This window comes from Streptomyces fractus (assembly GCF_049844455.1).
GTDB classification, from domain to species: domain Bacteria; phylum Actinomycetota; class Actinomycetes; order Streptomycetales; family Streptomycetaceae; genus Streptomyces; species Streptomyces fractus.
Window position 1 is genome coordinate 5,404,352 of the sequence record NZ_JBMYHI010000002.1, and the last position, 25,268, is coordinate 5,429,619.

Annotated in this window: 19 protein-coding genes, 1 pseudogene and 1 riboswitch; of the genes and pseudogenes, 19 read left to right on the top strand and 1 reads right to left on the bottom strand. The window is 71.0% G+C overall.

Translation table 11 applies throughout. The annotated features are described in order from the left end of the window. Positions 1 to 224 precede the first annotated feature (224 nt). The 3 genes from mfd to ACP4E5_RS26530 all read left to right on the top strand — a co-directional run bounded on the left by mfd (position 225) and on the right by ACP4E5_RS26530 (position 5,253). Positions 225 to 3,761: a transcription-repair coupling factor gene (gene mfd, locus ACP4E5_RS26520; protein ID WP_425832833.1), complete on the top strand. Its 3,537-nt coding sequence runs from the start codon at positions 225 to 227 to the stop codon at positions 3,759 to 3,761. A gap of 139 nt (positions 3,762 to 3,900) precedes the next feature. After that, positions 3,901 to 4,425 (top strand): hypothetical protein, encoded by a 525-nt coding sequence (locus ACP4E5_RS26525; protein WP_425832835.1) that lies wholly within the window; start codon positions 3,901 to 3,903, stop codon positions 4,423 to 4,425. 63 nt (positions 4,426 to 4,488) lie between these two features. After that, positions 4,489 to 5,253 carry an N-acetyltransferase gene (locus ACP4E5_RS26530; protein WP_425832837.1) on the top strand — a complete coding sequence of 255 codons (765 nt, stop codon included), beginning with the start codon at positions 4,489 to 4,491 and terminating at the stop codon, positions 5,251 to 5,253. A gap of 92 nt (positions 5,254 to 5,345) precedes the next feature. Here ACP4E5_RS26530 and ACP4E5_RS26535 read toward each other — a convergent pair whose 3' ends face one another. After that, positions 5,346 to 6,188 (bottom strand): DUF4190 domain-containing protein, encoded by an 843-nt coding sequence (locus ACP4E5_RS26535; protein WP_425832839.1) that lies wholly within the window; start codon positions 6,186 to 6,188, stop codon positions 5,346 to 5,348. 200 nt (positions 6,189 to 6,388) lie between these two features. Here ACP4E5_RS26535 and ACP4E5_RS26540 point away from each other — a divergent pair, with 200 nt between their 5' ends. From ACP4E5_RS26540 to ACP4E5_RS26615, 16 genes and pseudogenes are all read left to right on the top strand, one after another. Further along, positions 6,389 to 8,470: an N-6 DNA methylase gene (locus ACP4E5_RS26540; RefSeq protein WP_425832841.1), complete on the top strand. Its 2,082-nt coding sequence runs from the start codon at positions 6,389 to 6,391 to the stop codon at positions 8,468 to 8,470. Between the two features lie 259 nt (positions 8,471 to 8,729). Beyond that, the gene (locus ACP4E5_RS26545; protein WP_425832843.1) at positions 8,730 to 9,326 is read left to right on the top strand and encodes a hypothetical protein; all 597 of its coding nucleotides are present in this window, start codon (positions 8,730 to 8,732) and stop codon (positions 9,324 to 9,326) included. Continuing rightward, positions 9,323 to 10,867, top strand: a complete 1,545-nt coding sequence (locus ACP4E5_RS26550; RefSeq protein ID WP_425832845.1) for a serine/threonine-protein kinase — start codon at positions 9,323 to 9,325, stop codon at positions 10,865 to 10,867. Before ACP4E5_RS26545 ends, ACP4E5_RS26550 begins: the two co-directional genes overlap by 4 nt. A 221-nt stretch (positions 10,868 to 11,088) precedes the next feature. Further along, positions 11,089 to 11,823, top strand: a complete 735-nt coding sequence (locus tag ACP4E5_RS26555; RefSeq protein ID WP_425832847.1) for a hypothetical protein — start codon at positions 11,089 to 11,091, stop codon at positions 11,821 to 11,823. 87 nt (positions 11,824 to 11,910) lie between these two features. Continuing rightward, positions 11,911 to 12,747 carry a glycoside hydrolase domain-containing protein gene (locus ACP4E5_RS26560; protein ID WP_425832849.1) on the top strand — a complete coding sequence of 279 codons (837 nt, stop codon included), beginning with the start codon at positions 11,911 to 11,913 and terminating at the stop codon, positions 12,745 to 12,747. Between the two features lie 130 nt (positions 12,748 to 12,877). Then, entirely contained in the window at positions 12,878 to 13,549 is a 672-nt protein-coding gene (locus ACP4E5_RS26565) for a SurA N-terminal domain-containing protein (RefSeq protein ID WP_425832851.1), read from the top strand. 58 nt (positions 13,550 to 13,607) lie between these two features. Then, positions 13,608 to 14,631: pseudogene (locus tag ACP4E5_RS26570) on the top strand (nucleoside triphosphate pyrophosphohydrolase). Between the two features lie 19 nt (positions 14,632 to 14,650). Next, a complete protein-coding gene (locus ACP4E5_RS26575; protein ID WP_425832853.1) occupies positions 14,651 to 15,934 on the top strand; it encodes a cytochrome P450 family protein in 1,284 nt (427 codons plus the stop codon). Between the two features lie 143 nt (positions 15,935 to 16,077). Further along, positions 16,078 to 17,106, top strand: coding sequence for a transglycosylase family protein (locus tag ACP4E5_RS26580; protein WP_425832855.1), 1,029 nt, complete (start codon positions 16,078 to 16,080; stop codon positions 17,104 to 17,106). 180 nt (positions 17,107 to 17,286) lie between these two features. Then, positions 17,287 to 17,444: riboswitch (cyclic di-AMP (ydaO/yuaA leader) on the top strand. A gap of 4 nt (positions 17,445 to 17,448) precedes the next feature. Next, a complete protein-coding gene (locus ACP4E5_RS26585; protein ID WP_425832857.1) occupies positions 17,449 to 18,171 on the top strand; it encodes a transglycosylase family protein in 723 nt (240 codons plus the stop codon). A 290-nt stretch (positions 18,172 to 18,461) separates the two neighbouring features. Then, positions 18,462 to 19,742 (top strand): phosphopyruvate hydratase, encoded by a 1,281-nt coding sequence (eno, locus tag ACP4E5_RS26590; RefSeq protein ID WP_425832859.1) that lies wholly within the window; start codon positions 18,462 to 18,464, stop codon positions 19,740 to 19,742. 106 nt (positions 19,743 to 19,848) lie between these two features. Further along, positions 19,849 to 20,340 carry an FtsB family cell division protein gene (locus ACP4E5_RS26595; protein WP_425832861.1) on the top strand — a complete coding sequence of 164 codons (492 nt, stop codon included), beginning with the start codon at positions 19,849 to 19,851 and terminating at the stop codon, positions 20,338 to 20,340. Positions 20,341 to 20,366: 26 nt separating this feature from the next. Further along, a complete protein-coding gene (locus ACP4E5_RS26600) occupies positions 20,367 to 20,909 on the top strand; it encodes a DUF501 domain-containing protein (protein WP_425832863.1) in 543 nt (180 codons plus the stop codon). Then, complete coding sequence (locus tag ACP4E5_RS26605; RefSeq protein ID WP_425832865.1) at positions 20,906 to 21,850, top strand: Ppx/GppA phosphatase family protein; 945 nt, start codon at positions 20,906 to 20,908, stop codon at positions 21,848 to 21,850. Before ACP4E5_RS26600 ends, ACP4E5_RS26605 begins: the two co-directional genes overlap by 4 nt. A gap of 425 nt (positions 21,851 to 22,275) precedes the next feature. After that, positions 22,276 to 23,688, top strand: coding sequence for an NAD(P)/FAD-dependent oxidoreductase (locus tag ACP4E5_RS26610; protein ID WP_425832867.1), 1,413 nt, complete (start codon positions 22,276 to 22,278; stop codon positions 23,686 to 23,688). A gap of 221 nt (positions 23,689 to 23,909) precedes the next feature. Then, a complete protein-coding gene (locus ACP4E5_RS26615) occupies positions 23,910 to 25,226 on the top strand; it encodes a class I SAM-dependent methyltransferase (RefSeq protein WP_425832869.1) in 1,317 nt (438 codons plus the stop codon). Positions 25,227 to 25,268: the final 42 nt, after the last annotated feature.

Genomic DNA, 25,268 nt, shown 5'->3' on the forward strand with positions numbered 1-25,268 from the left:
CCCCGTCCAGCCCCCGCGCCGCTCCAGGCGCGGGGGCCACATCAAGCCCCTGCGGCGATTGAGCAGCGGGGCCCGGGGCGGAGCCCCGCGACCGCACCCCCGGGGGGTGACCGAACCGGATCAAACGGGTGAGCCTCCGGAGGACGACGTACTCTGGAAACCCCCGGCCCGTTCGACGTGTCGGGCCCTTTGCGTTGCCCACTGACCCGGGACGGATCTTCTTCATGAGCCTGCACGGACTGCTCGACGCCGTCGTCAAGGACGCGGCCCTCGTTGAAGCGGTGAAGGCCGCGGGCGACGGCAACCGGATGCACGTCGATCTGGTCGGCCCCCCGGCGTCCCGCCCCTTCGCGATCGCCGCGCTCGCCCGCGAGGCGAAGCGGCCCGTCCTCGCGGTGACCGCCACGGGCCGTGAGGCCGAGGACCTGGCGGCGGCGCTGCGCTCGCTGCTGCCGGAGGACGGCGTCGTCGAGTACCCGTCGTGGGAGACGCTGCCGCACGAGCGGCTCAGCCCGCGTTCGGACACCGTCGGCCGCCGCCTCGCCGTGCTGCGCCGGCTCGCCCACCCCAGCTCCGACGACCCCGAGACCGGCCCGGTGTCGGTGGTCGTCGCCCCGATCCGCTCCGTGCTGCAGCCGCAGGTCAAGGGGCTCGGAGACCTGGAGCCCGTCGCCCTGCGCACCGGGCGGAGCGCCGACATGGGCGAGACGGTCGAGGCGCTGGCCGCGGCCGCGTACGCCCGGGTCGAACTCGTCGAGAAGCGCGGCGAGTTCGCCGTGCGCGGCGGCATCCTCGACGTCTTCCCGCCGACCGAGGAGCACCCGCTCCGCGTCGAGTTCTGGGGCGACGACATCGAGGAGATCCGGTACTTCAAGGTCGCCGACCAGCGCTCCCTCGAAATCGCCGAGCACGGACTGTGGGCCCCGCCCTGCCGCGAGCTGCTGCTCACCGACGACGTCCGCGCCAGGGCGGCGGAGCTCGCCGAGCAACACCCCGAGCTGGGCGAACTGCTCGGCAAGATCGCCGAGGGGATCGCCGTCGAGGGCATGGAGTCCCTCGCCCCCGTCCTCGTCGACGACATGGAACTGCTGCTCGACGTGCTCCCGGCCGGGTCGATGACCATGGTCTGCGACCCGGAGCGGGTGCGGACCCGGGCCGCCGACCTGGTGGCCACTTCGCAGGAGTTCCTCCAGGCGTCGTGGGCGGCCTCGGCCACCGGCGGCAAGGCCCCCATCGACGTGGGCGCGGCCTCCCTGTGGGCCATCGCGGACGTCCGGGACCGGGCGCGCGAGCTGGGGATGATGTGGTGGTCGGTGTCCCCGTTCGCGGCGGACGCCGCCGCCGACACCGAGTCGGACACCCTCAAGCTCGGCATGCACGCCCCGGAGACGTACCGCGGTGACACCGCCCGCGCCCTCGCCGACACCAAGGGCTGGCTCGCCGACGGCTGGCGCGCGGTCTACGTCACCGAGGGCCACGGCCCCGCGAGTCGCACCGTCGAGGTGCTCGGCGGCGAGGGCATCGCGGCCCGCCTGGAGAAGGACCTCGGTGAACTCGCCCCGTCCGTCGTCCAGGTGTCCTGCGGCAGCCTCGAATTCGGCTTCGTGGACCCGGCGTTGAAGCTCGCCGTCCTCACTGAGACCGACCTCACCGGGCAGCGGGCCGCCGGCAAGGAAGGCGCGCGGATGCCCGCGCGGCGCCGCAAGACCATCGACCCGCTCACCCTCGAATCCGGCGACTACATCGTGCACGAGCAGCACGGCGTCGGCCGCTACATCGAGATGGTGCAGCGCACGGTGCAGGGCGCGACCCGCGAGTACCTCGTCGTCGAGTACGCGCCCGCCAAGCGCGGCCAGCCCGGCGACCGCCTCTACATCCCGACGGACCAGCTGGAGCAGATCACCAAGTACGTCGGCGGCGAGGCCCCGACGCTGCACCGGCTCGGCGGCGCCGACTGGACGAAGACGAAGGCGAAGGCCAAGAAGGCCGTCAAGGAGATCGCGGCCGACCTGATCAAGCTGTACAGCGCGCGCATGGCGGCGCCCGGCCACGCGTTCGGCGCGGACACGCCCTGGCAGCGGGAGCTGGAGGACGCGTTCCCGTACGTGGAGACGCCCGACCAGCTGACCACGATCGCCGAGGTCAAGGACGACATGGAGAAGACGGTCCCGATGGACCGGCTGATCTGCGGCGACGTCGGCTACGGCAAGACCGAGATCGCGGTCCGCGCCGCCTTCAAGGCGGTCCAGGACGGCAAGCAGGTCGCGGTCCTCGTGCCGACGACGCTCCTCGTGCAGCAGCACTTCGGCACGTTCACCGAGCGGTACGGCCAGTTCCCCGTCAGCGTCAAGGCGCTCAGCCGCTTCCAGACGGAGACCGAGTCGAAGGCGACGCTCGAAGGGCTGCGGGACGGCTCGGTCGACATCGTCATCGGCACGCACCGACTGTTCTCCTCCGAGACCAAGTTCAAGGACCTGGGACTCGTCATCGTCGACGAGGAGCAGCGGTTCGGCGTCGAGCACAAGGAGCAGCTGAAGAAGCTGCGGGCCAACGTCGACGTGCTGACGATGTCGGCGACCCCCATCCCCCGTACGCTCGAAATGGCGGTCACCGGCATCCGCGAGATGTCGACGATCACCACGCCGCCGGAGGAGCGCCACCCGGTCCTCACCTTCGTAGGACCGTACGAGGAGAAGCAGATCGGCGCGGCGATCCGCCGCGAACTGCTGCGCGAGGGCCAGGTCTTCTACATCCACAACCGGGTCGAGTCCATCGACCGGGCGGCGGCGAGGCTCCGGGCGGTCGTGCCCGAGGCGCGGATCGCGACGGCGCACGGCCAGATGTCCGAACAGGCCCTGGAACAGGTCGTCGTGGACTTCTGGGAGAAGAAGTTCGACGTCCTCGTCTCGACGACGATCGTCGAGTCCGGCATCGACATCTCCAACGCCAACACGCTGATCGTGGAGCGCGGCGACAACTTCGGCCTCTCCCAGCTGCACCAGCTGCGCGGCCGCGTGGGCCGTGGCCGCGAGCGCGGATACGCCTACTTCCTGTACCCGCCCGAGAAGCCCCTGACGGAGACGGCCCACGAGCGCCTCGCCACGATCGCGCAGCACACGGAGATGGGCGCGGGCATGTACGTCGCGATGAAGGACCTGGAGATCCGCGGAGCGGGCAACCTCCTCGGCGGCGAACAGTCCGGGCACATCGCGGGCGTCGGCTTCGACCTGTACGTACGCATGGTGGGCGAGGCGGTCGCTGACTACCGGGCGCAGATGGAGGGCGGCGTGGAGGAGGAGCCGCCGCTGGAGGTCAAGATCGAGCTCCCGGTCGACGCGCACGTCCCGCACGACTACGCGCCGGGGGAGCGGCTCAGGTTGCAGGCCTACCGTGCGATCGCCTCCGCGAACACGGAGGACGACGTCAAGCAGGTCCGCGAGGAGCTCGTCGACCGCTACGGCAAGCTGCCGGAGCCGGTCGAGAACCTGCTGCTGGTCGCCGGGCTGCGCATGCTGGCGCGCGCCTGCGGCGTCGGCGAGATCGTCCTCCAGGGCAACAACATCCGCTTCGCTCCTGTGGAGTTGCGGGAGTCCCAGGAACTCCGCCTCAAGCGCCTCTACCCCGGCACGGTCATCAAGTCGGCCACGCACCAGCTCCTCGTGCCGCGCCCGAAGCCGCAGAAGATGGGCGGCAAGCCGGTGGTCGGCCGGGACCTGCTGGCGTGGGTGGGCGAGTTCCTGGCTTCGATCCTGGGGGCGTAGGCCGCTCATCGTCGGGTGGGGTGGGGCGCGGCTCCGCCCCACCCGACGACAAAAGGTGAACGGGCTTCCGGTGTGACGCCTCGTGGATTACTGTGCGCGACGACCACGGTTCTTCACGTTTTCTCCACACGGGGTGCACATGCTCAACAAATCCATTCGGCCGTCGATACGCAGACGCTCCGCGGGGTTCGCCGCCGCCTGGGCGATCGCCCTGGCCCTGACCGTCGGCGCCTGCGGAGCCGGCTCCGGCACGGACGACGCCGCCGACGCGCGGCCCACGAAGTCCGTCTCCGCGACGCCGACCCCCAGCCCCACCCCCTCCACGGAGTCGCCCACACCCACGCCCACCCCGACCCCGACTCCGACGCGCACCACGCACTCGCCCACCCCGAAGGCCACTCCCACGCCCACGCTGGTGAAGACGCGGGCCCCCGCGCCCGCTCCGACGCATACTCGGGCCCCGGCGCCCGCTCGCACGACCGCCGTCCCGAAGCCGACCAGGCCGGCCGCCCCCACCTGCGAGATCGTCTCGAACGCGGGCAACTGCTACAACGCGGGCCAGTTCTGCCGCAACGCCGACGTCGGCCGCACCACGCACGCCGGCAACGGCCGGATCGTCAAGTGCACCTTCAGCTCCGGCTCCAACCGCTGGGTCTACGCCTGACGCGCTGAGCGGCAGGGCGGAAAACCCGCTGCGGTGCCGCCCCGTCCGCTGCACGATGTGCGCATGAATTCCGAAGCGGGCACGGAGCTGACGATCACCACCCTCGCCGAGCGTCCTGAACTCGCCCTCGCCATGTGGACGATGGCGGACACCTGGCCCGTGTTCATCGGGCACGACCTGTGCGCCGCGAGCTTCCTGCGGCGGATCTGGGAGGAGCTGCCCGAGTACGCGTTCGTGGCGACGGACGCCGGAGGGGCCGTGGTCGCCAAGGCGTACAGCGTGCCGTTCGCGCTGCACGCCGAGGGGCGCGGAGTGCTGCCGGACGGCGGCTGGGACCAGGTGTTGCAGTGGGCGTTCGCCGACCGGGCCGCCGGGGTGGCGCCCGACACCGTGAGCGCCGTCGAGATCGCCATCACGCCGGGGCTCCAGGGGCGCGGCCTGTCGGGGCGGATACTCGCGGCGATGCGGGAGAACGCGCGCGCCCGTGGGTTCGGCGAGGTCGTCGCGCCCGTGCGGCCGAGCGCCAAGCACCTCGAACCCGGGATGCCGATGAATGAATACGCGTATCGGGTACGGGAGTCGGACGGGCTGCCGCACGATCCGTGGCTGCGGGTGCATGTGCGGGCGGGCGGCGTCATCGAGAAGGTCGCGCCCGCCTCGATGGTCGTGGCGGGGTCGCTGGAGCAGTGGCGACAGTGGACCGGTCTGCCCTTCGAGAAGGAGGGACCCGTCGAGGTTCCCGCCGCGCTGGTGCCGGTGCGCTGCGAGCCCGAGCACGGCTACGCGGTGTACGTCGAGCCGAACGTATGGGTGCGGCACGCCGTGTGAACACGCGGACGCGGCACGCCCCGTGAACACGCGGACGCGGCACGCGCCTCCCAGCGCGTGCCGCGTCCACTCCCCCCAACTGAAGCCGTTGGTTACAGCTTCAGGTCCCATTGCGAGCCGTCGTACTCGAAGCTCGGCGTGACCTCGACGGTCATGTCCTTCGCGTCCGACGGGGCGTCGAAGCCATAGACGACCGTGGCCTTCTTGCCGGGCAGGACCGTGCCCTCGAAGCCCATGGCGACCTTGTCGTCGATGATCTGCTCCGCCTTGACGCCGTCCTTGCCCGTGCGGGCGTTCGTGGTCAGCAGGGCCGTGTCGAACTTCTCCTTGGAGTCGTTCGTGACGGTGACCGTGACCTTGTAGGCGTGGTTGCCGTTCTTGTGGCCCGCCGCGTACTCGCTCGGGCCGAACGTGACCGCGTTGGAGACGGAGACGGTCAGGTTGTCGTCGTAGACCACGGAGTCGCCCGCGGCGAGTGTCTTGCCCGCGGCCGGCTTGTCCTTGCCGCTGCCGCCCTTGCCGTCCTTGTCCTTCGCGTCGCCGGACGACTTCGTGTCCTTGGCCTTCGTGTCGGACACCGACTTGTTGAGGTCCTTGACCAGGTCGTCGGCCGCCTTGAACGTCGTGTACGCACCGAAGACGGCGAGGCCCATGGCCGCGAGGCCGAGAATCACGCCGGTCAGGGCGATGCCCTTGTTCGTGGCCTCGCCGCGCTTGGCCCTGCCGCGCCCCGTCAGGCCCAGGATCAGGGCGATCACGCCGAGGATCCCCGCCAGCCAGAACAGCAGCGGGATCAGGCCCGACAGGGCGCCGATGACGCCGAGGATCAGGGCGGCCGTCCCCAGCCCGTTGCGCGCGACCTGCTGTTGCTGCGGCGGCTGCTGCTGGAACGGCGGGTACTGGGGGTGCTGTTGGGGCGGCTGGGTCTGGGACATAGCTGTTCCTCCGTGATGAGAGAAGCCAATCTCCCCCCGGCTTTCCATGTATCCGGCGGTTGGCTGAGGCAATAACAGCACTGTCTGTGAACCGAGTCAACCTCGTTCACAAAAGTCGAGGCGCTCACGGCTGTGAATGCGGGTCTTACATGGGACTCTGTATGGTCGGTCGCACAGGAACACGGAGAGGGGTCGACTCGGTGCAGGACAACGCGACAGAGGTGACGGCCGCGGGGATCGCCCGGCTCGCCGGGGTGGGGCGCGCCGCGGTCAGCAACTGGCGCCGCAGGCATGCGGACTTCCCGAGGCCCGTCGGCGGCACCGAGACCAGCCCCTCCTTCGCGCTCACCGAGGTCGAGGAGTGGCTGCGCGACCAGGGCAAGCTCGCCGAGGTCCCGCTGCGCGAGCGCGTGTGGCAGCAGCTCGCCGGGCACCCGGCCGGCCCGGTCAGCGCCCTCCTGCACACGGGCTGCGCCCTGCTGCTCGTGCACGACCGGCCCACGGAATGGCTCGCGCTCGCCGCGACCGACGACGACCGGGACCTGGCCCAGCGCCTGTCGGCCGCCCTCGAAGGCGTCCTCACCCCGCGCTTCGGCCACGCCACCGAACGGGCCGTCGCCACCCCGGGCCCCGCCGACCTGCTGCCATCGGTGCCGCTGCTGCGCGGCGCCGCCGAACTCGCCGCCGAGCTGGGCGCCCGCGGCACCTTCGCGTTCCTGCTCGGCCGGCACCTCGACGCCAACCCGCGCCAGTACACGCTCACCCCGCCGGGCCCCGCCGAGCTGATGGCCGCGCTCGCCGGACCGGCCACCACCGCACTCGACCCGGCCTGCGGCACCGGCGCCCTCCTCGACGCCGTGCGCTCCCACGCCCCACGGGCCGGCCGCACCCTGTACGGCCAGGACGCCTCCGCCGAACTCGCCGCGCTCACCGCGCTCCGCCTCGCCCTCGACGGCAACGGCGGGTCGGACGCCCCGGCCGTGCGCACCGCCGCCGCCGACACCCTGCGCGCCGACGCGCAGAGCGACGTACGGGCCGACGTGGTGGTCGCCCATCCGCCGTTCAACGAGCGCGGCTGGGGGCACGACGAGCTGGCCTACGACCCGCGCTGGGAGTACGGCCTCCCGGCCCGCACCGAGTCCGAACTGGCCTGGGTACAGCACGCGTTGGCCCGCCTGAAGGTCGGCGGCAGCGCCGTGCTCCTGATGCCGCCCACCGTCGCCTCGCGCCGCTCGGGGCGCCGGATCCGCGCCGACCTGCTGCGCCGCGGCGCCCTGCGCGCGGTCGTCGCGCTGCCCGCCGGGGCCGTCCCGCCCAACAACATCCCGCTGCACCTGTGGGTGCTGCGCCGCCCCGGCGCGGGCGCGCCCGCCGCCCCCGAGCTGCTGCTCGTCGACACGACCGCGCTCGCCGAGTCCGGCGACGTACGGGAGCAGCAGGTGTGGGACGAGGTGCGGAGCACCGTGCTCGACGCCTGGCGTGCCTACGATCGGGACGGCTCCCTGGAGGAGCGGCCGGGCCTCGCCCGCTCCGTGCCCGTCATCGACCTGCTCGACGACGAGGTCGACCTCGCGCCCGCCCGCCGCCTGCCGCCGCCGGCCACGGGCGGCGGCGCGGCAGAGCTGACCGCCGTACGCGAGGAGCTTGCCGACACGCTGCGGCTGACCACGAAGCTCGCCCCGAGGTCCGTCCCCGACGCCACGGCCCCGGCCCGCTGGCCACTGACCACGGTCGGCGAACTCGCCCGCGCGGGCGCCCTGTCGCTGCGCACCGCGGCGACGGGCGGCGGACCGGGCGGGCACGCGCGCGTACCCGTCCTCACCGACCACGACGTGCTGACGAGCACCGCGCCCTCAGGCGCCCACGCCGCGGACGACGACCCTGTGATCCTCGAAGCCGGGGACGTCGTCGTGCCCGTGCTCGGCGGCGCCGCCGCGGTCCGCGTCGTCGACGAGGCGGACGCGGGCGCCGCGCTCGGCAGGGGCCTGGCCCTGCTGCGGCCCGAACCGGGCGCGCTCGACCCGTGGTTCCTCGCCGGCTTCCTGCGCTCCACCGCCAACAACCGCCAGGCGTCCAGCTACGCCTCCACCGCCACCCGCCTCGACGTCCGCCGCCTCCAACTGCCCCGCCTGCCCCTGGCCGAACAGGCCGGATACGGCGAGCAGTTCAAGTCCCTCGCCGCCTTCGAGGACACCCTGCGCCACGCGGCCCGCCTGGGCGAACAACTCGTCCAGGGCCTCCACGACGGCCTGACGGCCGGCACACTGGCACCCGACCAATAGACCCCGATCAGCCCCGCCGCCGATCCAGCGAAATCAAGCCCCGCCGGCGATTGAGGCGCGGGGTCCGGGGCGGAGCCCCGAGACGTAGGAACGGCGCCGCGAACACCGGAACGGCCTCCTCCGGTCGACGTGGTGTGAGCGGAGCGACAACCGGTCCGTACAACCCTGGGCCCGTTGTCCGAGTCCGCCTATACGCTCGATGGAACCGGCAACCCATTGCCGTGCGTGTTCCACCCCGGACAAGTGACCAGGAGCTGCCATGTACGGGCCCGGCGCGGCGCCGCCCCGACGCGAGAGCGACGGCGCGGCCCTCACCCTGAGGGTGCTGTTCCCTGCCCTGTCCGTGCTGACGTGCGGCCTGCTCTCCTGCGCCCCGCTGTTCCGCATCGCGGTGCTGCGCCGCAATCCGCTCGACTGGGTCCTGGCCATCGTCTCGTTGCCGGTCACCATCACGCTGTTCGGCATCGTCGGCTCGCTGCCGGAGGAGGACTCGCGCACCGACGTCGCCCTCGCCCTGCTGCTGCTCATCGCGCTGGGCAGCGCCGTGTACTTCCTGATCTACGACCTGCGCAGACCACGCCCCGCACCGCCCCTGAGCCCCTACGCGCCGACGGCACCGTCCGGCCCCACCGCCTACGGCCACCCGCAGCCGCAGCGGCCCTGGCCCGCCGCGCCGCCGCAGCCGCACGCGATGCCCCCGCAGACCATGGGCACGACGCCCGCGCCCATACCCACGCCCGCCCCGCCACCCGCGCCGCCGCGGAACCAGGCCCCGCCGCCGCACCGCATCGACCAGGTCCGCGCCGAGCTGGATGAGCTGAGCGACTACCTGCGCAAGCAGGACGGCGGCCGGTGACCGGGCAGGCCGCTTCCCGAGCGGACGGCGCCCGCGTCGTCGCCGGGCGCTACGAACTGTCCACGCTCATCGGCCAGGGCGGCATGGGCCAGGTCTGGACGGCGTACGACCAGCGCCTCGACCGCCGCGTCGCCGTGAAGCTCGTGCGCCCCGACCGGGTCGCCGGCGCCGAGGCCGACGAGCTGCGCCACCGCTTCCTGCGCGAATGCCGGGTCACCGCCCAGGTCGACCACCCCGGCCTGGTCACCGTGCACGACGCGGGCGCCGAGGGCGACGAGCTCTACCTCGTCATGCAGTACATCGACGGGGCCGACCTCGCCGACCACCTCGCCGAGCACAGCCCCTTCCCCTGGCCCTGGGCGGTCGCGGTCGCCGCGCAACTGTGCGCCGTGCTCTCCGCCGTGCACGCCGTGCCGATCGTGCACCGCGACCTCAAGCCACGAAACGTCATGGTCAAGCAGGACGGCACGCTCACCGTCCTCGACCTCGGCGTCGCCTCCGTCCTCGACACCGACACCACCCGCCTCACCCACACCGGTTCGCCCATCGGTACGCCCGCGTACATGGCGCCCGAACAGGCGATGGGCGGCGCCGTCGGCCCGTACACCGACCTGTACGCGCTCGGCGTGCTGCTGCACGAACTCCTCAGCGGCGACGTGCCGTTCGCCGGCACCACCGCCCTCGGCATCCTCCACCGCCACCTCTACGAGGCCCCCGTCCCGGTCCGCCAACTGCGCCCCGAAGTGCCGCAGCCCCTGGAACACCTGGTGCTGCGCCTGCTCGCCAAGGACCCGCAGGACCGCCCCGCCTCCGCCCAGCAGACGTACGAGGAACTGCTCCCGCTGCTGCCCGCGCGCGGCGTGCCCACCGGCCGCCCGCTCGACCCGACCCGCCCCTTCCTACGCCCGCACGCCCCCTGGCCGGACCGCGCCGTCACCCCGGCCCCCCAGCCCGCCGGAACCGACCTCCAGGGCGACCGCCCCGACGTCGCACGGGCCGTCGACGAAGTGAAGGTGCTGCTCGGCGAGGGCCGCATCACGCAGGCCGTCGACATCCTCGGCGCGATCCTGCCCGCCGCGGCCGCCCAGCACGGCGAGCACTCACCCGTCGTCCGCACCCTGCGCAAGCAGTACGCGGCCACCCTCATGGACGACGGCCAGTACCGCCGCGCCCTGCCCGAACTGCGCCGCCTCGCGGACGAACGCGCCGCGGAGGCGGGCCACGCCGACCCCCAGTCCCTCCAGTTCCGCTACGAGGCGGCCCAGTGCCTGGAAGCCCTCGGTGAACCCGCCGCGGCGCTCGCCGAATACCGCGCCCTCCTCCCGTACTACGAGAACCAGTACGCGACCACGGACCTCCGGCTCGCCCTCGAAGTGCGGCGCCGAATCGGTCAGTTGCTGCTCTCCGTGGGCGACCGGGGCGCGGCCCACGAGACGCTGACCCGGCTGCTGCACGACGCCGAACGGCTGCACGGACCGGGCCACCCGTTCCCCGCGGAGGTGCGGCGCACCCTGCAATGGCTGGGACAAGTGCGGGGCTGAGCAGGGACGCACGGTCAAGCCATGGCCAAGTTCCTCCCAAGGGTCCGCCGTGGGACGGGTTTTGGCTGATTGATCAGTCAAAATCAGTCCGCTCACTGTGTGCTTCCCATGGCGCGCCCGTGTCCCGCCCCACCGGGACCGCGCAGTCCTCGCCCTCGGCAGCGATCACTCGGCACATCCCCACGCATGTCCCATTCCTGCATTCCCTAGGAAAACTCTCGATGCGTACCGCTGTCCGCGCTGCCGCCCTTCTCGCCGTGGCCGCCCTCCCGTTCACCCTCACCGCCTGCTCCTCCGGGGACTCCGCGAACTCCGCGGGCTCCGACGCCAAGGCAGCCGCGAAGCCCGCCGCCAAGAGCGCGCAGAACCCGGACGCCACCCTGGCCAAGGGCGCCGCGCTGAAGCGGTCCCTCGCCCCCGCCTCGTTCTTCGGCGCCGGCTACCGGATCGACCAGGACACCGCCCGCGACACCGGCACCTCGTACCAGGAGCCGAGCAGCGACCCGGCCGCCCTGAGCAAGCCCGACTGCACGAAGCTCGGCGGCGTCAGCTGGCTCGCCCTCACCGGCGACGCCGGTGTCTCCTTCGCGCAGAACGACTACGTGAACGAGAAGACCACCGCCGACATCGCCCAGGAGATCGACGTCTTCCGCGGCGACAAGGCGGCCACGGTCCTGCAACACCTGAAGAAGGCCATCGCCGCCTGCCCGGCCTACAAGGACACGGACACCAAGAGCCAGGTGAAGGTGGCGGGCGCCGACACCGCGGGCCTCGGCGACGAGGCGTACAACATCACCCTCACCGACCCGGCGTGGGAGAACGGCTCCACCCTGATCGCCGTCCGCAAGGGCGCGGCAGTGGTGACGGTCATGTCGACGGACGGCCACGACAACGGCGCGGCCACCGCGAAGAAGCTGGCGACGAAGGTGACCGGCGCCCTCCCCACCGGCAGCTGACACCCGGCCCGGCCCACCCCGACGCGTCCAGCCCCGACGCGTCCACCCCCCCGTCCCATCCTCACCCCCGTCCCGCGGAGGACACGCATGCCCGCAACCGGCACCCACCGCCTCTCCCGACGAGGCCGCCGCCTCGCCCTGGCCACCGCCATCGCCGCCGTCCTCGCGGGCGGGGTCACGGTCCAGCAGTCGCTCGCCACCACCACCTCCTGGCCCGCCGCGAAGTACTACACCGGCCGCGCCTTCGACGCCTGCACGGCACCGTCCGCCTCCGCCATGAAGGCCTGGCACACCGGCTTCTACGGGGCCGCCGCCGTCTACACCGGAGGCAAGAACCGCGGCTGCTCCCAGCCCAACCTCACCGCCTCCTGGGTCAAGACCGTCACCGCACAGGGCTGGAAGCTGATTCCGCTCTACGTGGGCGCGCAACCGTCCTGCGCGAGCGGCTCCAACCCGGAAAAGATGACCTCCACGAACGCCGCGTCGCTCGGCGCGACCGACGGCGCCGACGCCGTCACCAAGGCCTCCGCTCTCGGCATGAAGGCGGGCAGCGCGCTCTACCTCGACATGGAGGCGTACGACCTCACGAACTCCTCCTGCAACACGGCGGTGCTCACCTACATCCGCAACTGGCAGAAGGCCGTCCACGGCAAGTACTACCGCACCGGCATGTACGGCTTCTCCAGCTCCAGCGCGAAAGCCGTCGCCACCACCACCGACCGCAGCGATCTGCCGGGCAACCTCTGGTACGCCAAGTGGGACAAGGTGAACACGACCACCACCGACTGGCCGTTCGCCTCCACCCTGTGGACCGGCCACCACCGCGCCCACCAGTACATGGTCAACAGCAAGGAGTCGCGCGGCGGTTACCCGATCACGGTGGACCGGGACGCCTGGGACGCCCCCGTCGCCGTGGTGGGCTGAGCCGGGGCGAGTACCTCAACTCGCTGCGAATCGTTGTCGAATAGGTGGCCCAGCAAGCGGCCACTGCCTAACATCGATCAACGCCGGACTTTGTGCTCCGACGCACAAACTCATCGCAGGGAGGCCCACCTTGCACCGCCGCAACAGCCGCCGCACCGCGCTCGTCCTGTCCGCCGCCGCCATCGCCGCCGTCCCCGCCCTGACCGCCTGCGGCAGCGAAGCGCACCCCGGTGCCGCAGCCGTCGTCGGCGGACAGCGGATCACCGTCTCGCAACTGGAGAGCCGGGTGAACGAGGTGCGGGACGCGCAACAGACCGCGACCAAGGACACCACGCAGTACGAGCAGGCCATCGCCAAGACCGGTGGCCTGACCCGCAACACGCTGCACACGATGGTCCTCGACCGCGTCCTGCACCGCGCCGCCACCGACGCGGACATCTCCGTCACCCGCAAGGAGATGCAGAGCATGCGGTCCGGCCTGGAACAACAGGCGGGCGGCAGCAAGGCGTTGGAGGTCGCCTGGCTCCAGCAGTACAACATCCCGCCGAAGCGGCTCACCGAGAGCCTGCGCACCGAGATCGAGGCGCAGAAGCTGTCGACCGCGCTCGGCGCGGACATGCAGACCCCCCAGGGCAAGGCCGTCTTCTGGAAGGCGCTCTCCAGCGCCTCCAAGGAACTGAACGTCGACCTCAACCCCCGCTACGGGACATGGGACGTCACCAAGAACAGCCGGGTCGACGCGAAGACCCCGTGGCTGAAGCAGATCACCAAGGAAGCCCCGGCCGAACAGCAGACGACGTAGGCCCCGTCCCTGACCCGGGGGAGGCGAGGTTGTCAGTGGCCTGCGTTACGTTCGAGGGGTGAACGAACCCGAGGCGCACGACCACCACGCCCCCGCCGACGCCCGCGACGCCGCAGGCCGCGTCGTCCTGCTCACCACCAGCCACCGAGTGGCCCCCGGGCTCCTCTCTTGGCAGGCGTGGCAGACGCTGCGCACGGCCGACGAGGTGCTGTGCGCCGACGCCGCACACCCGCAGCTGCCGTACGTGAAGGACGCGGGCGTCCAGGTCACGATCGCCGCGCCCACCGCCCGCGAGCTCGTCGACCGCTGCGCCGACGGCGGGCGCACGCTCGTCGTCCTCGCCACCGCCGAGGGCGACCGGCAGCTCACGGACGGCCTGGCGCGCCTCGCCGGCTCGGGCCGCGAACAGAATGCCGAACCTCGAACTGCTCCCCGGCTCCTACGACCTGCCCGGCGCCCGCCTCCTCGACCTCGTCCAGGTCATGGACCGCATCCGCCGCGAATGCCCCTGGTCGAAGCGGCGCACCCACGAGGACCTCGCCAAGTACGCGATCGAGGAGGCGTACGAGCTGGTCGAGGCCATCGAGACGGACGACCGCGACGAACTGCGCGAGGAGCTCGGCGACGTACTCCTCCAGGTCGTCTTCCACGCGCGCATCGCCGAGGAGGCCGACGGCCGGGAAGGGGCCGAGCCGTTCGCGGTGGACGACGTCGCGGGCGGCATCGTCGACAAGCTCATCCACCGCCACCCGCACGTCTTCGGCGACGAGACGGCCGACACCCCCGAAGAGGTCCGGGAGATCTGGCTCCGCAAGAAGGACGAGTCCAAGCGCCGCGACTCGGTCACGGACGGCGTCCCGGTCGGCCAGCCGGGCCTCGCCCTCGCCGCGAAGCTCGGCTCCCGGGTGCGCACGGCGGGCCTGGACGTACCGGCCCCCACCGGAGACGGCGTCGGCTACGAACTGCTTGCCCTCGCCCTGCGCGCCGAGGCGGAGGGCGTCGACCCGGAGGCCGCGCTCAGAGCCGCCGCCCGCGCCTACCGGGACGCCGTGCGTTCGGCCGAGGGACTCACCGCCCCATAGAGCCGGTTACGGTCGGGTGGTGACCGAGAGCCCCACCCCCTCCAGCGCCCCCGAACTCTTCACCTTCGAGTTCGCCGGCGACCCGTACCCCGCCTACGCCTGGCTGCGCGAGCACGCCCCCGTGCACCGCACCACGCTGCCGAGCGGCGTCGAGGCCTGGCTGGTCACCCGCTACGCGGACGCCCGCCAGGCGCTCGCCGACCAGCGGCTCAGCAAGAACGCGGAGCACCACGACGGGCCGAGCCACGCCAAGGGCAAGACGGGCATCCCCGGCGAACGCAAGGCCGAGCTGACGACCCACCTCCTCAACATCGACCCGCCGGACCACACCCGCCTGCGCCGCCTCGTCTCCAAGGCGTTCACCCCGCGTCGCGTCGCCGAATTCGCGCCACGCGTCCAGCAGTTGACGGACGACCTCATCGACGCCTTCGCGGCCAAGGGCGAAGCGGACCTGATCCACGACTTCGCCTTCCCCCTCCCCATCTACGCCATCTGCGACCTCCTCGGCGTCCCCCGCGAGGACCAGGACGACTTCCGCGAGTGGGCGGGCATGATGATCCGCCACGGCGGAGGCCCCCGCGGCGGCGTGGGACGGGCGGTGAAGCGGATCCGCGCCTACCTGGTGGAGCTGATCCACCGCAAGCGCGGCGACCTCACGGACGACCTGATCTCCGACCTGATCCGCGCCTCCGACCACGGCGAACACCTCACGGAGAACGAGGTGGCGGCCATGTGCTTTGTGCTACTTTTTGCCGGTTTTGAAACTACGGTCAACTTGATCGGCAACGGCACGTACGCCCTGCTCGCGCACCCCGAACAGCGGGAGCGGCTACAGAAGTCGATCGCGGCGGGGGAGACGGGGCTGCTGGAGACCGGGATCGAGGAACTGCTGCGCTTCGACGGGCCGGTGGAGATGGCCACATGGCGATTCGCCAGGGAGCCGTTGGCCATCGGCGGTCAGGAGATCGGTGCGGGCGACCCGGTGCTCGTCGTGCTCGCCGCCGCCGACCGCGACCCGGCGCGCTTCGCCGAGCCCGACACCCTCGACCTCTCGCGCCGCGACAACCAGCACCTCGGCTACGGGCACGGCATCCACTACTGCCTCGGCGCCCCGCTCGCCCGCCTGGAGGGCCAGTCCGCCCTGGCCACGCTCCTGACCCGCCTCCCGGACCTGCGACTTGCGGCGGAACCTGCCGATTTGCGGTGGCGTGGCGGGCTCATCATGCGTGGACTGCGCACGCTCCCGGTGGAGTTCACCCCGCGTCAGAACCCCGCCGGAACTGACGGTCCGTCAATAATGTGACTTTCACGTGATCTACGCTGCATCGACTTGTGACAGGCGTTCGAGTGCCGCTACGTTCACGGATCATCGCGACACATGCACAACCCGCACCACTTGCACCAACCGTCGCGCGTAGCAGCATCAGTCTCGCGAAAGGCAAACGCATGCTCTCCGGGAACGGTCGTCACCGTCGCCCCCGTCAGGCCCCTGCTCTCGTCGTCGCAGCCGGAGTCGCCGGCAGCGCCATCGCGATCCCGCTGTTCGCCGCGAGCGGCGCGAGTGCCGCGACCACGCAGGCGTGGGACAAGCTCGCCGAGTGCGAGAGCGGTGGGCAGTGGAGCCTGGACGCCGGTAACGGCTACTACGGCGGACTCCAGTTCACGCAGGAGAGATGGGAGCAGTACGGGGGGCTCCAGTACGCCCCGCGTGCCGACCAGGCCAGCCGCTCGCAGCAGATAGCCGTCGCCGAGAAGGTCCTCGACGACAAGGGTGTGAGTGCCTGGCCGATGTGCTCGCTCACGGCGGACCTCACCAAGGACGACGACTCGGCGGACGTCGATCCGGGCGTGTCCGCGTCACCCCAGCCGTCCGGGTCGACCGAGTCGGATGGGTCGTCCGAGTCGGCCGAGTCGCCCGAGCCGTCCAACTCGCCCAGCACCGATGCCGACGACAAGTCGGACGACGGTGCCGACAAGGGCACCGACGAGGCGGATTCGGGAGACAAGGGTCACGATGGATCCGCGGCCGCCGACGCGTCGGACGGCCCCTCGGCGGACGAGTCGGGCGATACCTCCGGTAACAAGGGTGAGGACGACCCGAGCCCCTCAAGTGACAAGTCCCACGCGCCTTCTGACGAAGCCGCCTCACCGTCCGCCTCACCGTCCGCCTCCCCCTCCGGCGAGGCCCCGGACACCGACACGTCGGGCCGCCACCGCGGGGGCCGCGCCGACGACGACCGTTCCGACTCCCGTACGGGAGAGGGACGTCACGCTTCGCGCGACGACAAGCGCGACGCGGAAGACACGTACAAGGTCCACGCCGGCGACAACCTCTGGGACATCGCGAAGACCCAGGACGTGCACGGCGGATGGGACGCGCTCTACGAGCGGAACAAGGAGACGGTCGGTACCGACCCAGACCTCATCCTTCCTGGTCAGAGCCTGGATCTTGGGGACGGAACGGACAAAAGGTAGCGGGGATTCGGGCCGGTTGAAGGGGCTTTGTCCGATGTAGAGCGAGTGAGACATGGGTCTCAAAGCCCCTGATCGACTTTGAAATCGGACGGATCGACCGCTTACGTTCGTGACCGCTCGCTTCAGCGGGCCCCGATGGACGTCACGCCGAATCCTGCCAACGTCCGTACGGGAACAGTCGACGCGTAAGCGCCGTAGGCAGGAGCGGGGGACCCAGGTAAGCGCCCTTCCGGGAGACCGGACGGGCTTGGGGTTAAGCAGCGCACAAGGATGCGTCTGCCGGGCACTCACTGGCCCGAACCCGACAGCTCACCTCGCAGGCGTCGGTGAGGAGACATCTCCATGCTGTTTTCCGGCAAGAACAAGCACCGCCGCCCGTCCAAGGCCATCCGCGTCGCCACGCTCGGCGGTGTCGCCGCTGCCGCCGTCGCCGTGCCGCTGATGGGCGCCACCTCCGCCTCCGCCGCGACCACGTCCGAGTGGGACCAGGTCGCGCAGTGCGAGTCCGGTGGCAACTGGTCCACGAACACCGGCAACGGTTTCTACGGCGGCCTCCAGTTCTCGTCCTCCACGTGGTCCGCCTACGGCGGCTCGCAGTACGCGTCCACCGCGGACCAGGCCTCCAAGGCCCAGCAGATAGCCGTCGGCGAGAAGGTCCTCGCCGCCCAGGGCAAGGGCGCCTGGCCGAACTGCGGCTCGGGCCTTTCCTCCGCCCCGAACGACAGCGGCTCCACCGCCGACTCGTCCTCGCAGCAGCAGGACAAGAGCACGCAGCAGGACACCCAGCAGCGTGCCAACCGCTCCGAGCAGCGCCAGCAGCCGCAGCAGGAGGCCCCGAAGCAGCAGGCCCCCAAGCAGCAGGCTCCGAAGAAGGACACCGTCACCACCCCGACCGGCAACAAGGTCGCCAAGGGTGACGGCGAGTACAAGGTGAAGTCCGGCGACACCCTCAGCAAGATCGCCGAGGCGCACGGCACCACCTGGCAGCAGGTGTTCGAGAAGAACAAGGACATCGTCAAGGACGCGAACCTGATCTACCCGGGTCAGCAGCTGCACCTCAGCTAAGCCGTCCGGTCCACCAGGACCGCCAGGTACGGGCTCGGCATCGGCGGACGCCGAGCCCCGCCGCACCCCGTCCCCACGGGCCGCTCACTTTTCGGCGACCTCCCTCCCGGCACGGCCGGGACGGAGGTCGCTGTTTTTGTTCCGTTAAGGAACATTTCGCTCAGGGCGTTGTCCACGAGACGGGCGTTCGGATGGCCGATGCCCGCGAGCCGGTTACGCTCAGGGGTGCGGGACCACGTATCCAAGCAGCTGCCCGCATAGCCTGCGTCACATCCCAGAAGGAGATGCTCGTGCCGTCCATCGACGTCGTCGTAGCCCGGGAAATCCTGGACTCCCGAGGCAACCCCACGGTCGAGGTCGAGGTCGGCCTCGACGACGGGAGCACCGGCCGTGCCGCCGTCCCGTCGGGTGCCTCCACCGGTGCCTTCGAGGCCATCGAACTCCGTGACGGTGACCCCAACCGTTACCTCGGCAAGGGTGTCGAGAAGGCCGTCCTCGCCGTCATCGAGCAGATCGGCCCGGAGCTCGTCGGCTACGACGCCACCGAGCAGCGCCTGATCGACCAGGCGATGTTCGACCTGGACGCCACCGACAACAAGGGCTCGCTCGGCGCCAACGCCATCCTCGGCGTCTCGCTCGCCGTCGCGCACGCCGCTTCCGAGGCGTCCGACCTGCCGCTCTTCCGCTACCTCGGCGGCCCGAACGCGCACCTTCTCCCGGTGCCGATGATGAACATCCTGAACGGCGGGTCCCACGCGGACTCCAACGTCGACATCCAGGAGTTCATGATCGCCCCGATCGGCGCGGAGTCCTTCTCCGAGGCCCTGCGCTGGGGCGCCGAGGTCTACCACACGCTGAAGAAGGTCCTGAAGAGCAAGGGCCTGGCCACCGGCCTGGGCGACGAGGGCGGCTTCGCCCCGAACCTGGGCTCGAACCGTGAGGCCCTCGACCTGATCCTCGAGGCCATCAAGGAGGCCGGCTACGTTCCCGGCCAGCAGATCGCCCTCGCGCTCGACGTCGCCGCCTCCGAGTTCTACAAGGACGGCAAGTACGCCTTCGAGGGCAAGGAGCGCTCCGCCGCCGAGATGACGGAGTACTACGAGGAGCTCGTCTCCGCGTACCCGCTCGTCTCCATCGAGGACCCGCTGTACGAGGACGACTGGGCCGGCTGGAACGTCATCACCGAGAAGCTGGGCGACAAGGTCCAGCTCGTCGGCGACGACCTCTTCGTCACCAACCCGGAGCGCCTGGCCCGCGGCATCGAGGAGAACTCGGCGAACGCCCTGCTCGTGAAGGTGAACCAGATCGGTTCGCTGACCGAGACGCTCGACGCCGTCGAGCTGGCCCAGCGCAACGGGTTCAAGTGCATGATGTCCCACCGCTCCGGCGAGACCGAGGACGTCACCATCGCCGACCTGGCCGTCGCCACCAACTGCGGCCAGATCAAGACCGGCGCCCCGGCCCGCTCCGAGCGCGTCGCCAAGTACAACCAGCTGCTGCGCATCGAGGAGATCCTGGACGACGCGGCGGTCTACGCCGGTCGCTCGGCCTTCCCGCGCTTCAAGGGCTGAGCGCTCACCGAGCGCCGCCTGACGCGGTAGATACGTACGTCCCCGCACTCGGTCCCGTACCGTGTGCGGGGACGTACGTACGTGAGCGGGGAGGCGGGAGCAGGCGATGCCCGGAAAGGTACGGGACAGGGACTCCGGAGAGCGCTTCTCGACGGCCACCCGCCTGCGCGTCCTGGGCGAGCAGACCGCCGAGCGCGTCTACCGCTCGCAGAGCAAGCGGCAGGCCCGCCGCTCCCGTCTCACGGGCCGCGCGGCCCTGCTGGCCCTCGTCCTGTGCACCCTCGTGGTCGCGCTCGCGTACCCGATAAGGCAGTACGTCTCCCAGCGCGGCGAGATCGAGGACCTGCAGCGCCAGCAGCAGGAGGCGAAGCAGCGGGTCGACCGGCTGCGCGACCAGAAGGCCCGCTGGCAGGACGACTCGTTCGCCGAGCAGCGCATCCGCGAGCGGCTGCACATGGTGATGCCGGGCGAGACCGGCTACGTGGTGCCGAGCGAGCGCACCGCGGCCGCCGAGCGCGCCGAGCAGGGCGCGGAGGACCGCCCCTGGTACTCCAACGTCTGGGACGGTGTCGACAAGGCCGACCAGGCGGACAACTGACGAACACTGAAGGAAACACCCGAGCGATGGAAACCCCCCCGCCGCAGACCGAGCCCACCGCGCCCACGGACGCCGACATCCAGGCGTTCAAGGAGCAGCTGGGGCGCCCGCCGCGCGGCCTGCGCGCCATCGCGCACCGCTGCCCCTGCGGCAACCCGGACGTGGTCGAGACGGCGCCGCGCCTGGAGGACGGCACCCCGTTCCCGACGACGTACTACCTCACGTGCCCGCGTGCGGCGTCGGCGATCGGCACGCTCGAGGCCAACGGCGTGATGAAGGAGATGACGGAGCGCCTCAAGACGGACCCGGAGCTGGCCCGCCAGTACCGCGCGGCCCACGAGGACTACATCGCCCGCCGCGACGCCATCGAGGTCCTGGAGAACTTCCCGAGCGCCGGCGGCATGCCCGACAGGGTGAAGTGCCTGCACGTCCTGGTCGGCCACTCGCTGGCCGCGGGCCCCGGCGTGAACCCGCTGGGGGACGAGGCGATCGCGATGCTGCCGGAGTGGTGGAAGAAGGGCGCGTGCGTGTCGGCGTCCACGGAGTCCACCACGGAGGTGGCCGAGTGACGCGCGTCGCCGCCATCGACTGCGGTACGAACTCGATCCGGCTTCTCGTCGCGGACGCGAATCCGGAGACCGGTGAACTCGTCGACCTGGACCGTCGGATGACGATCGTCCGGCTCGGGCAGGGTGTCGACAAGACGGGGCGGCTCGCGCCGGAGGCCCTGGAGCGGACGTTCGCGGCGTGCCGCGAGTACGCCCAGGTCATCAAGGAGCACGGCGCCGAGAAGCTCCGTTTCGTGGCGACCTCCGCGTCCCGTGACGCCGAGAACCGCGCGGACTTCGTGAGCGGTGTCCTCGACATCCTGGGCGTCGAGCCCGAGGTGATCACCGGTGACCAGGAGGCGACGTTCTCCTTCACAGGTGCGACGAAGGAACTCACCGGCCGCGCCGACCTCGACAAGCCCTACCTGGTCGTCGACATCGGCGGCGGCTCCACCGAGTTCGTCGTCGGCGACGACACCGTGCGCGCCGCCCGCTCCGTGGACATCGGCTGCGTGCGGATGACGGAGCGCCACCTCGTCGCCGAGGACGGCACGGTCACGGACCCGCCCTCCCCGGCGCAGATCGAGGCGATCCGACGGGACATCGGCGAGGCCCTCGACCTGGTCGACGGGACGGTGCCGCTGGCCTCGGCCCGCACGCTGGTGGGCCTCGCGGGTTCGGTCACCACGGTGGCCGCGCTCGCCCTCGGGCTGAGCGAGTACGACTCGACGGCGATCCACCACTCCCGGATCCCCTTCGACAAGGTCGCCGAGCTCACCGACTGGCTACTGGCGTCCACGCACGATCAGCGCGCGCTGAAGCCGGTCATCCACCCCGGCCGGGTCGACGTCATCGCCTCGGGCGCGCTCGTGCTGCGGCTGATCATGGAGCGGACCGGTGCGCGCGAGGTGGTCGTGAGCGAGCACGACATCCTCGACGGGATCGCCTGGTCCATCGCCTGATTTCACGGCGATCCGGCTCTCTCCTGAGCGCCTCGCGCGGCGTCTGAGCGCCCCGCGGGGCGCTTCTGACACCCCGCCGCGACACGCTGTCGGGAAAGTTCGTGAACTTCTTCACAAGGAAATCGGCCCACTTGGAGGCTGTTACGCGCTCTCGGGCCCGTTCGGGGGCTCACGGGGGTGCCGACGCGGGTCACGCGTGAGGTTGCCGCAGCGTTGCGAGCCGGTTGCGGACCGAAGTGGTCCAGTACCGCCGGATGCGCACTATGGCTGCTCAAGAGGGGTGAGCAACGTCTGGGGCGACGCGGTGGTTCCCCCTGGGCGTCATGACATGGGTCACGTGGGCGGCGCAGTGTAGCAGAGACCCCCTACAAGCTTGTGAAGGGGCGCACGAGCGACCCCCGCCAGTCGGGTGGATACTCGATGGCATGAGCACCACGGAGCGTCCCAGGATCCTCATTGTCGGGGGTGGGTACGTAGGCCTGTACGCGGCGCGGCGCATTCTCAAGAAGATGCGCTACGGCGAAGCGACCGTCACGGTCGTGGACCCGCGCTCGTACATGACGTACCAGCCCTTCCTCCCCGAGACCGCCGCCGGCAGCATCTCGCCGCGCAACGTCGTCGTCCCCATGCGACGCGCTGTGCCGGGCGCCGAGATTCTCACCGGCCGCGTCACCTCCATCGACCAGGACCGCAAGGTCGCCTCCGTCGCGCCGATCGTCGGCGAGGCGTACGAGGTTCCCTTCGACTACCTGGTGATCGCGCTCGGCGCGGTCTCCCGCACCTTCCCGACGCCGGGCCTCGCCGAGGCCGGTATCGGTATGAAGGGTGTCGAGGAGGCCGTCGGCCTGCGCAACCACGTACTCGAGCAGCTCGACAAGGCCGAGTCGACGACGGACGAGGAGATCCGCCGCAAGGCGCTCACCTTCGTCTTCGTCGGCGGTGGCTTCGCGGGCGCCGAGACCATCGGTGAGGTCGAGGACCTGGCGCGCGACGCGGCCAAGTTCTACAAGAACGTGAAGCGCGAGGACATGCGCTTCGTGCTCGTCGACGCCGCAGACAAGGTGCTGCCCGAGGTCGGCCCGGAGCTCGGCCTGTACGGCAAGAAGCACCTGGAGTCCCGCGGTATCGAGGTCTACCTCGGCACCACGATGCCGTCCTGCGTCGACGGTCACGTCGTCCTCAGCAACGGCCTCGAGGTCGACTCCAACACGATCGTGTGGACCGCCGGCGTCAAGCCGAACCCGGCCCTCTCCCGCTTTGGTCTGCCGCTCGGCCCGCGTGGTCACGTGGACACGCAGGCCACCCTCCAGGTCGCCGGCAGCGACTACATCTGGGCCGCGGGCGACAACGCCCAGGTTCCGGACCTCGTGGGTCGCGCCAACGGCAACCCGAACGCCTGGTGCCCGCCGAACGCCCAGCACGCGATGCGCCAGGCCAAGGTCCTCGGCGACAACGTGGTCTCGGGCATGCGGGGCTTCCCGCAGGGCGAGTACAAGCACGCCAACAAGGGTGCGGTGGCCGGTCTCGGCCTCCACAAGGGCGTCGCGATGATCGTCATGGGCAAGATGAAGATCAAGCTCAAGGGCCGTCTCGCCTGGTACATGCACCGTGGCTACCACGGGCTCGCCATGCCGACGTACAACCGCAAGATCCGTGTGATCGCCGAGTGGACGATCAACATGTTCCAGAAGCGCGACATCACCGCGCTGGGCGCCCTGGAGACTCCGCGCGAGGAGTTCTACGAGGCCGCCAAGCCGGCTCCGAAGCCCGCGGCCGAGGCGCCGAAGGCCGACGACAGCGCCGAGAAGAAGGTCGAGGAGAAGGCCAAGGCCTCCTGACCTGCAGTTGGTTCACCCCGAAGGGGCCGCTCGCCATCCGTGGTGCGGGCGGCCCCTTCGGCGTTCCCGCCCCGTTCCCGCCACGAAATGCATGGTGGCTACAGGTATTTTGCCGTTCTGTGACTCGGTAACGGGACTGCGCAGGCGCCCTGTCGGTGTTTACGTGGTGTTGAACCGTTCCGGGATTTCCGAGAATTCGTCTCGTCACGGAGGTGTCCGCCATGCAGAACGCCGCACAGCGGCTGACAAGTATCGCCGAGCAGTTGTTCGGCGTCGAACTCCCGGTGCGCCTGCGCGCCTGGGACGGCTCGGAGGTGGGTCCTCCGGACGCCCCCGTGCTCATCGTCCGGCACCGTCGCGCGCTGCGCCGACTGGTGTGGAAACCGGGAGAGTTGGGGCTCGCCAGGGCCTGGGTGGCCGGCGACCTGGACGTGGAGGGGGACCTGTACGCGGCCCTCGACCGGGTGGCCGGCCTCATCTGGGAGCGGGATCCCGACGACGACGAGGAGCCCAAGAGCCTCGCGCAGGCCCTCAGGGACCCCAAGGTGCGCTCCGCGGCCAAGGAGCTGGTGAAGCTCGCCGGCGCCCCGCTGCCGCCCGCTCCGCCGCCCGAGGAGATGCGCAGGGGTGGCCGTCTCCACCTGCACACCAAGGGCAGCGACAAGCGGGCCATCAGCCACCACTACGACGTGGGCAACGACTTCTACGAGCTGGTCCTCGGCCCGTCGATGGTCTACTCGTGCGCCTACTGGGAGTCGCCCGAGGCGGGCCTGGAGTCGGCCCAGCGCGACAAGCTGGAGCTGATCTCCCGCAAGCTGGACCTGAAGCCCGGGATGCGGCTGCTCGACGTGGGCTGCGGCTGGGGCTCCATGGCGATACACGCGGCGCGCGAGCACGGCGTGAGCGTCGTCGGCGTCACGCTCTCGCAGGAGCAGGCCGCGTACGCCAGGAAGCGGGTCGCCGACGAGGGTCTTACCGACCGCGTCGAGATCCGGGTCCAGGACTACCGCGACGTACGTGACGGCCCGTACGACGCGATCTCGTCCATCGGCATGGCCGAGCACGTGGGCGCCGAGCGGTACCTGGAGTACGCGTCCGATCTGTACGCCCTCCTCAAGCCGGGCGGCCGGCTGCTCAACCACCAGATCGCGCGGCGGCCGCAGCGGGACGAATCGGCGTACGAGGTCGACGAGTTCATCGACGCGTACGTCTTCCCGGACGGCGAACTCGCGCCGGTCGGCTCCACCGCGGGGCAGCTGGAGCGGGCCGGTTTCGAGGTGCGGGACGTCGAGGCGATCCGCGAGCACTACGCGCTCACGCTGCGCCAGTGGGTCAGGAACCTGGAGGCCCACTGGTCCGAGGCGCTGAGGCTGGTCAGCCCGGGCCGGGCCCGCATCTGGCGGCTCTACATGGCCGCGTCCGCGCTCAGCTTCGAGCGCAACCGCATCGGGGTCAACCAGATCCTCGCGGTGAAGACACCGGAGAGCGGAGCATCGGGAATGCCCCTGCGGGCCCGCACTTGGGGCACCGTCAGCTAGCCGTCCCTGTAAGCGAATCGGGGCGCTTCCGCAACTGCGGAA

Excerpts from the sequence above, each read along its gene's own strand:
- ACP4E5_RS26535 (WP_425832839.1), bottom strand. The coding sequence starts at position 6,188 with ATGTCCCAGACCCAGCCGCCCCAACAGCACCCCCAGTACCCGCCGTTC.
- ACP4E5_RS26600 (WP_425832863.1), top strand. The coding sequence starts at position 20,367 with ATGGAAACCCCCCCGCCGCAGACCGAGCCCACCGCGCCCACGGACGCC.
- ACP4E5_RS26585 (WP_425832857.1), top strand. The coding sequence starts at position 17,449 with ATGCTGTTTTCCGGCAAGAACAAGCACCGCCGCCCGTCCAAGGCCATC.
- ACP4E5_RS26610 (WP_425832867.1), top strand. The coding sequence starts at position 22,276 with ATGAGCACCACGGAGCGTCCCAGGATCCTCATTGTCGGGGGTGGGTAC.
- ACP4E5_RS26530 (WP_425832837.1), top strand. The coding sequence starts at position 4,489 with ATGAATTCCGAAGCGGGCACGGAGCTGACGATCACCACCCTCGCCGAG.
- ACP4E5_RS26555 (WP_425832847.1), top strand. The coding sequence starts at position 11,089 with ATGCGTACCGCTGTCCGCGCTGCCGCCCTTCTCGCCGTGGCCGCCCTC.
- ACP4E5_RS26595 (WP_425832861.1), top strand. The coding sequence starts at position 19,849 with ATGCCCGGAAAGGTACGGGACAGGGACTCCGGAGAGCGCTTCTCGACG.
- mfd (WP_425832833.1), top strand. The coding sequence starts at position 225 with ATGAGCCTGCACGGACTGCTCGACGCCGTCGTCAAGGACGCGGCCCTC.
- ACP4E5_RS26545 (WP_425832843.1), top strand. The coding sequence starts at position 8,730 with ATGTACGGGCCCGGCGCGGCGCCGCCCCGACGCGAGAGCGACGGCGCG.
- ACP4E5_RS26615 (WP_425832869.1), top strand. The coding sequence starts at position 23,910 with ATGCAGAACGCCGCACAGCGGCTGACAAGTATCGCCGAGCAGTTGTTC.
- ACP4E5_RS26525 (WP_425832835.1), top strand. The coding sequence starts at position 3,901 with ATGCTCAACAAATCCATTCGGCCGTCGATACGCAGACGCTCCGCGGGG.
- ACP4E5_RS26560 (WP_425832849.1), top strand. The coding sequence starts at position 11,911 with ATGCCCGCAACCGGCACCCACCGCCTCTCCCGACGAGGCCGCCGCCTC.
- ACP4E5_RS26580 (WP_425832855.1), top strand. The coding sequence starts at position 16,078 with ATGCTCTCCGGGAACGGTCGTCACCGTCGCCCCCGTCAGGCCCCTGCT.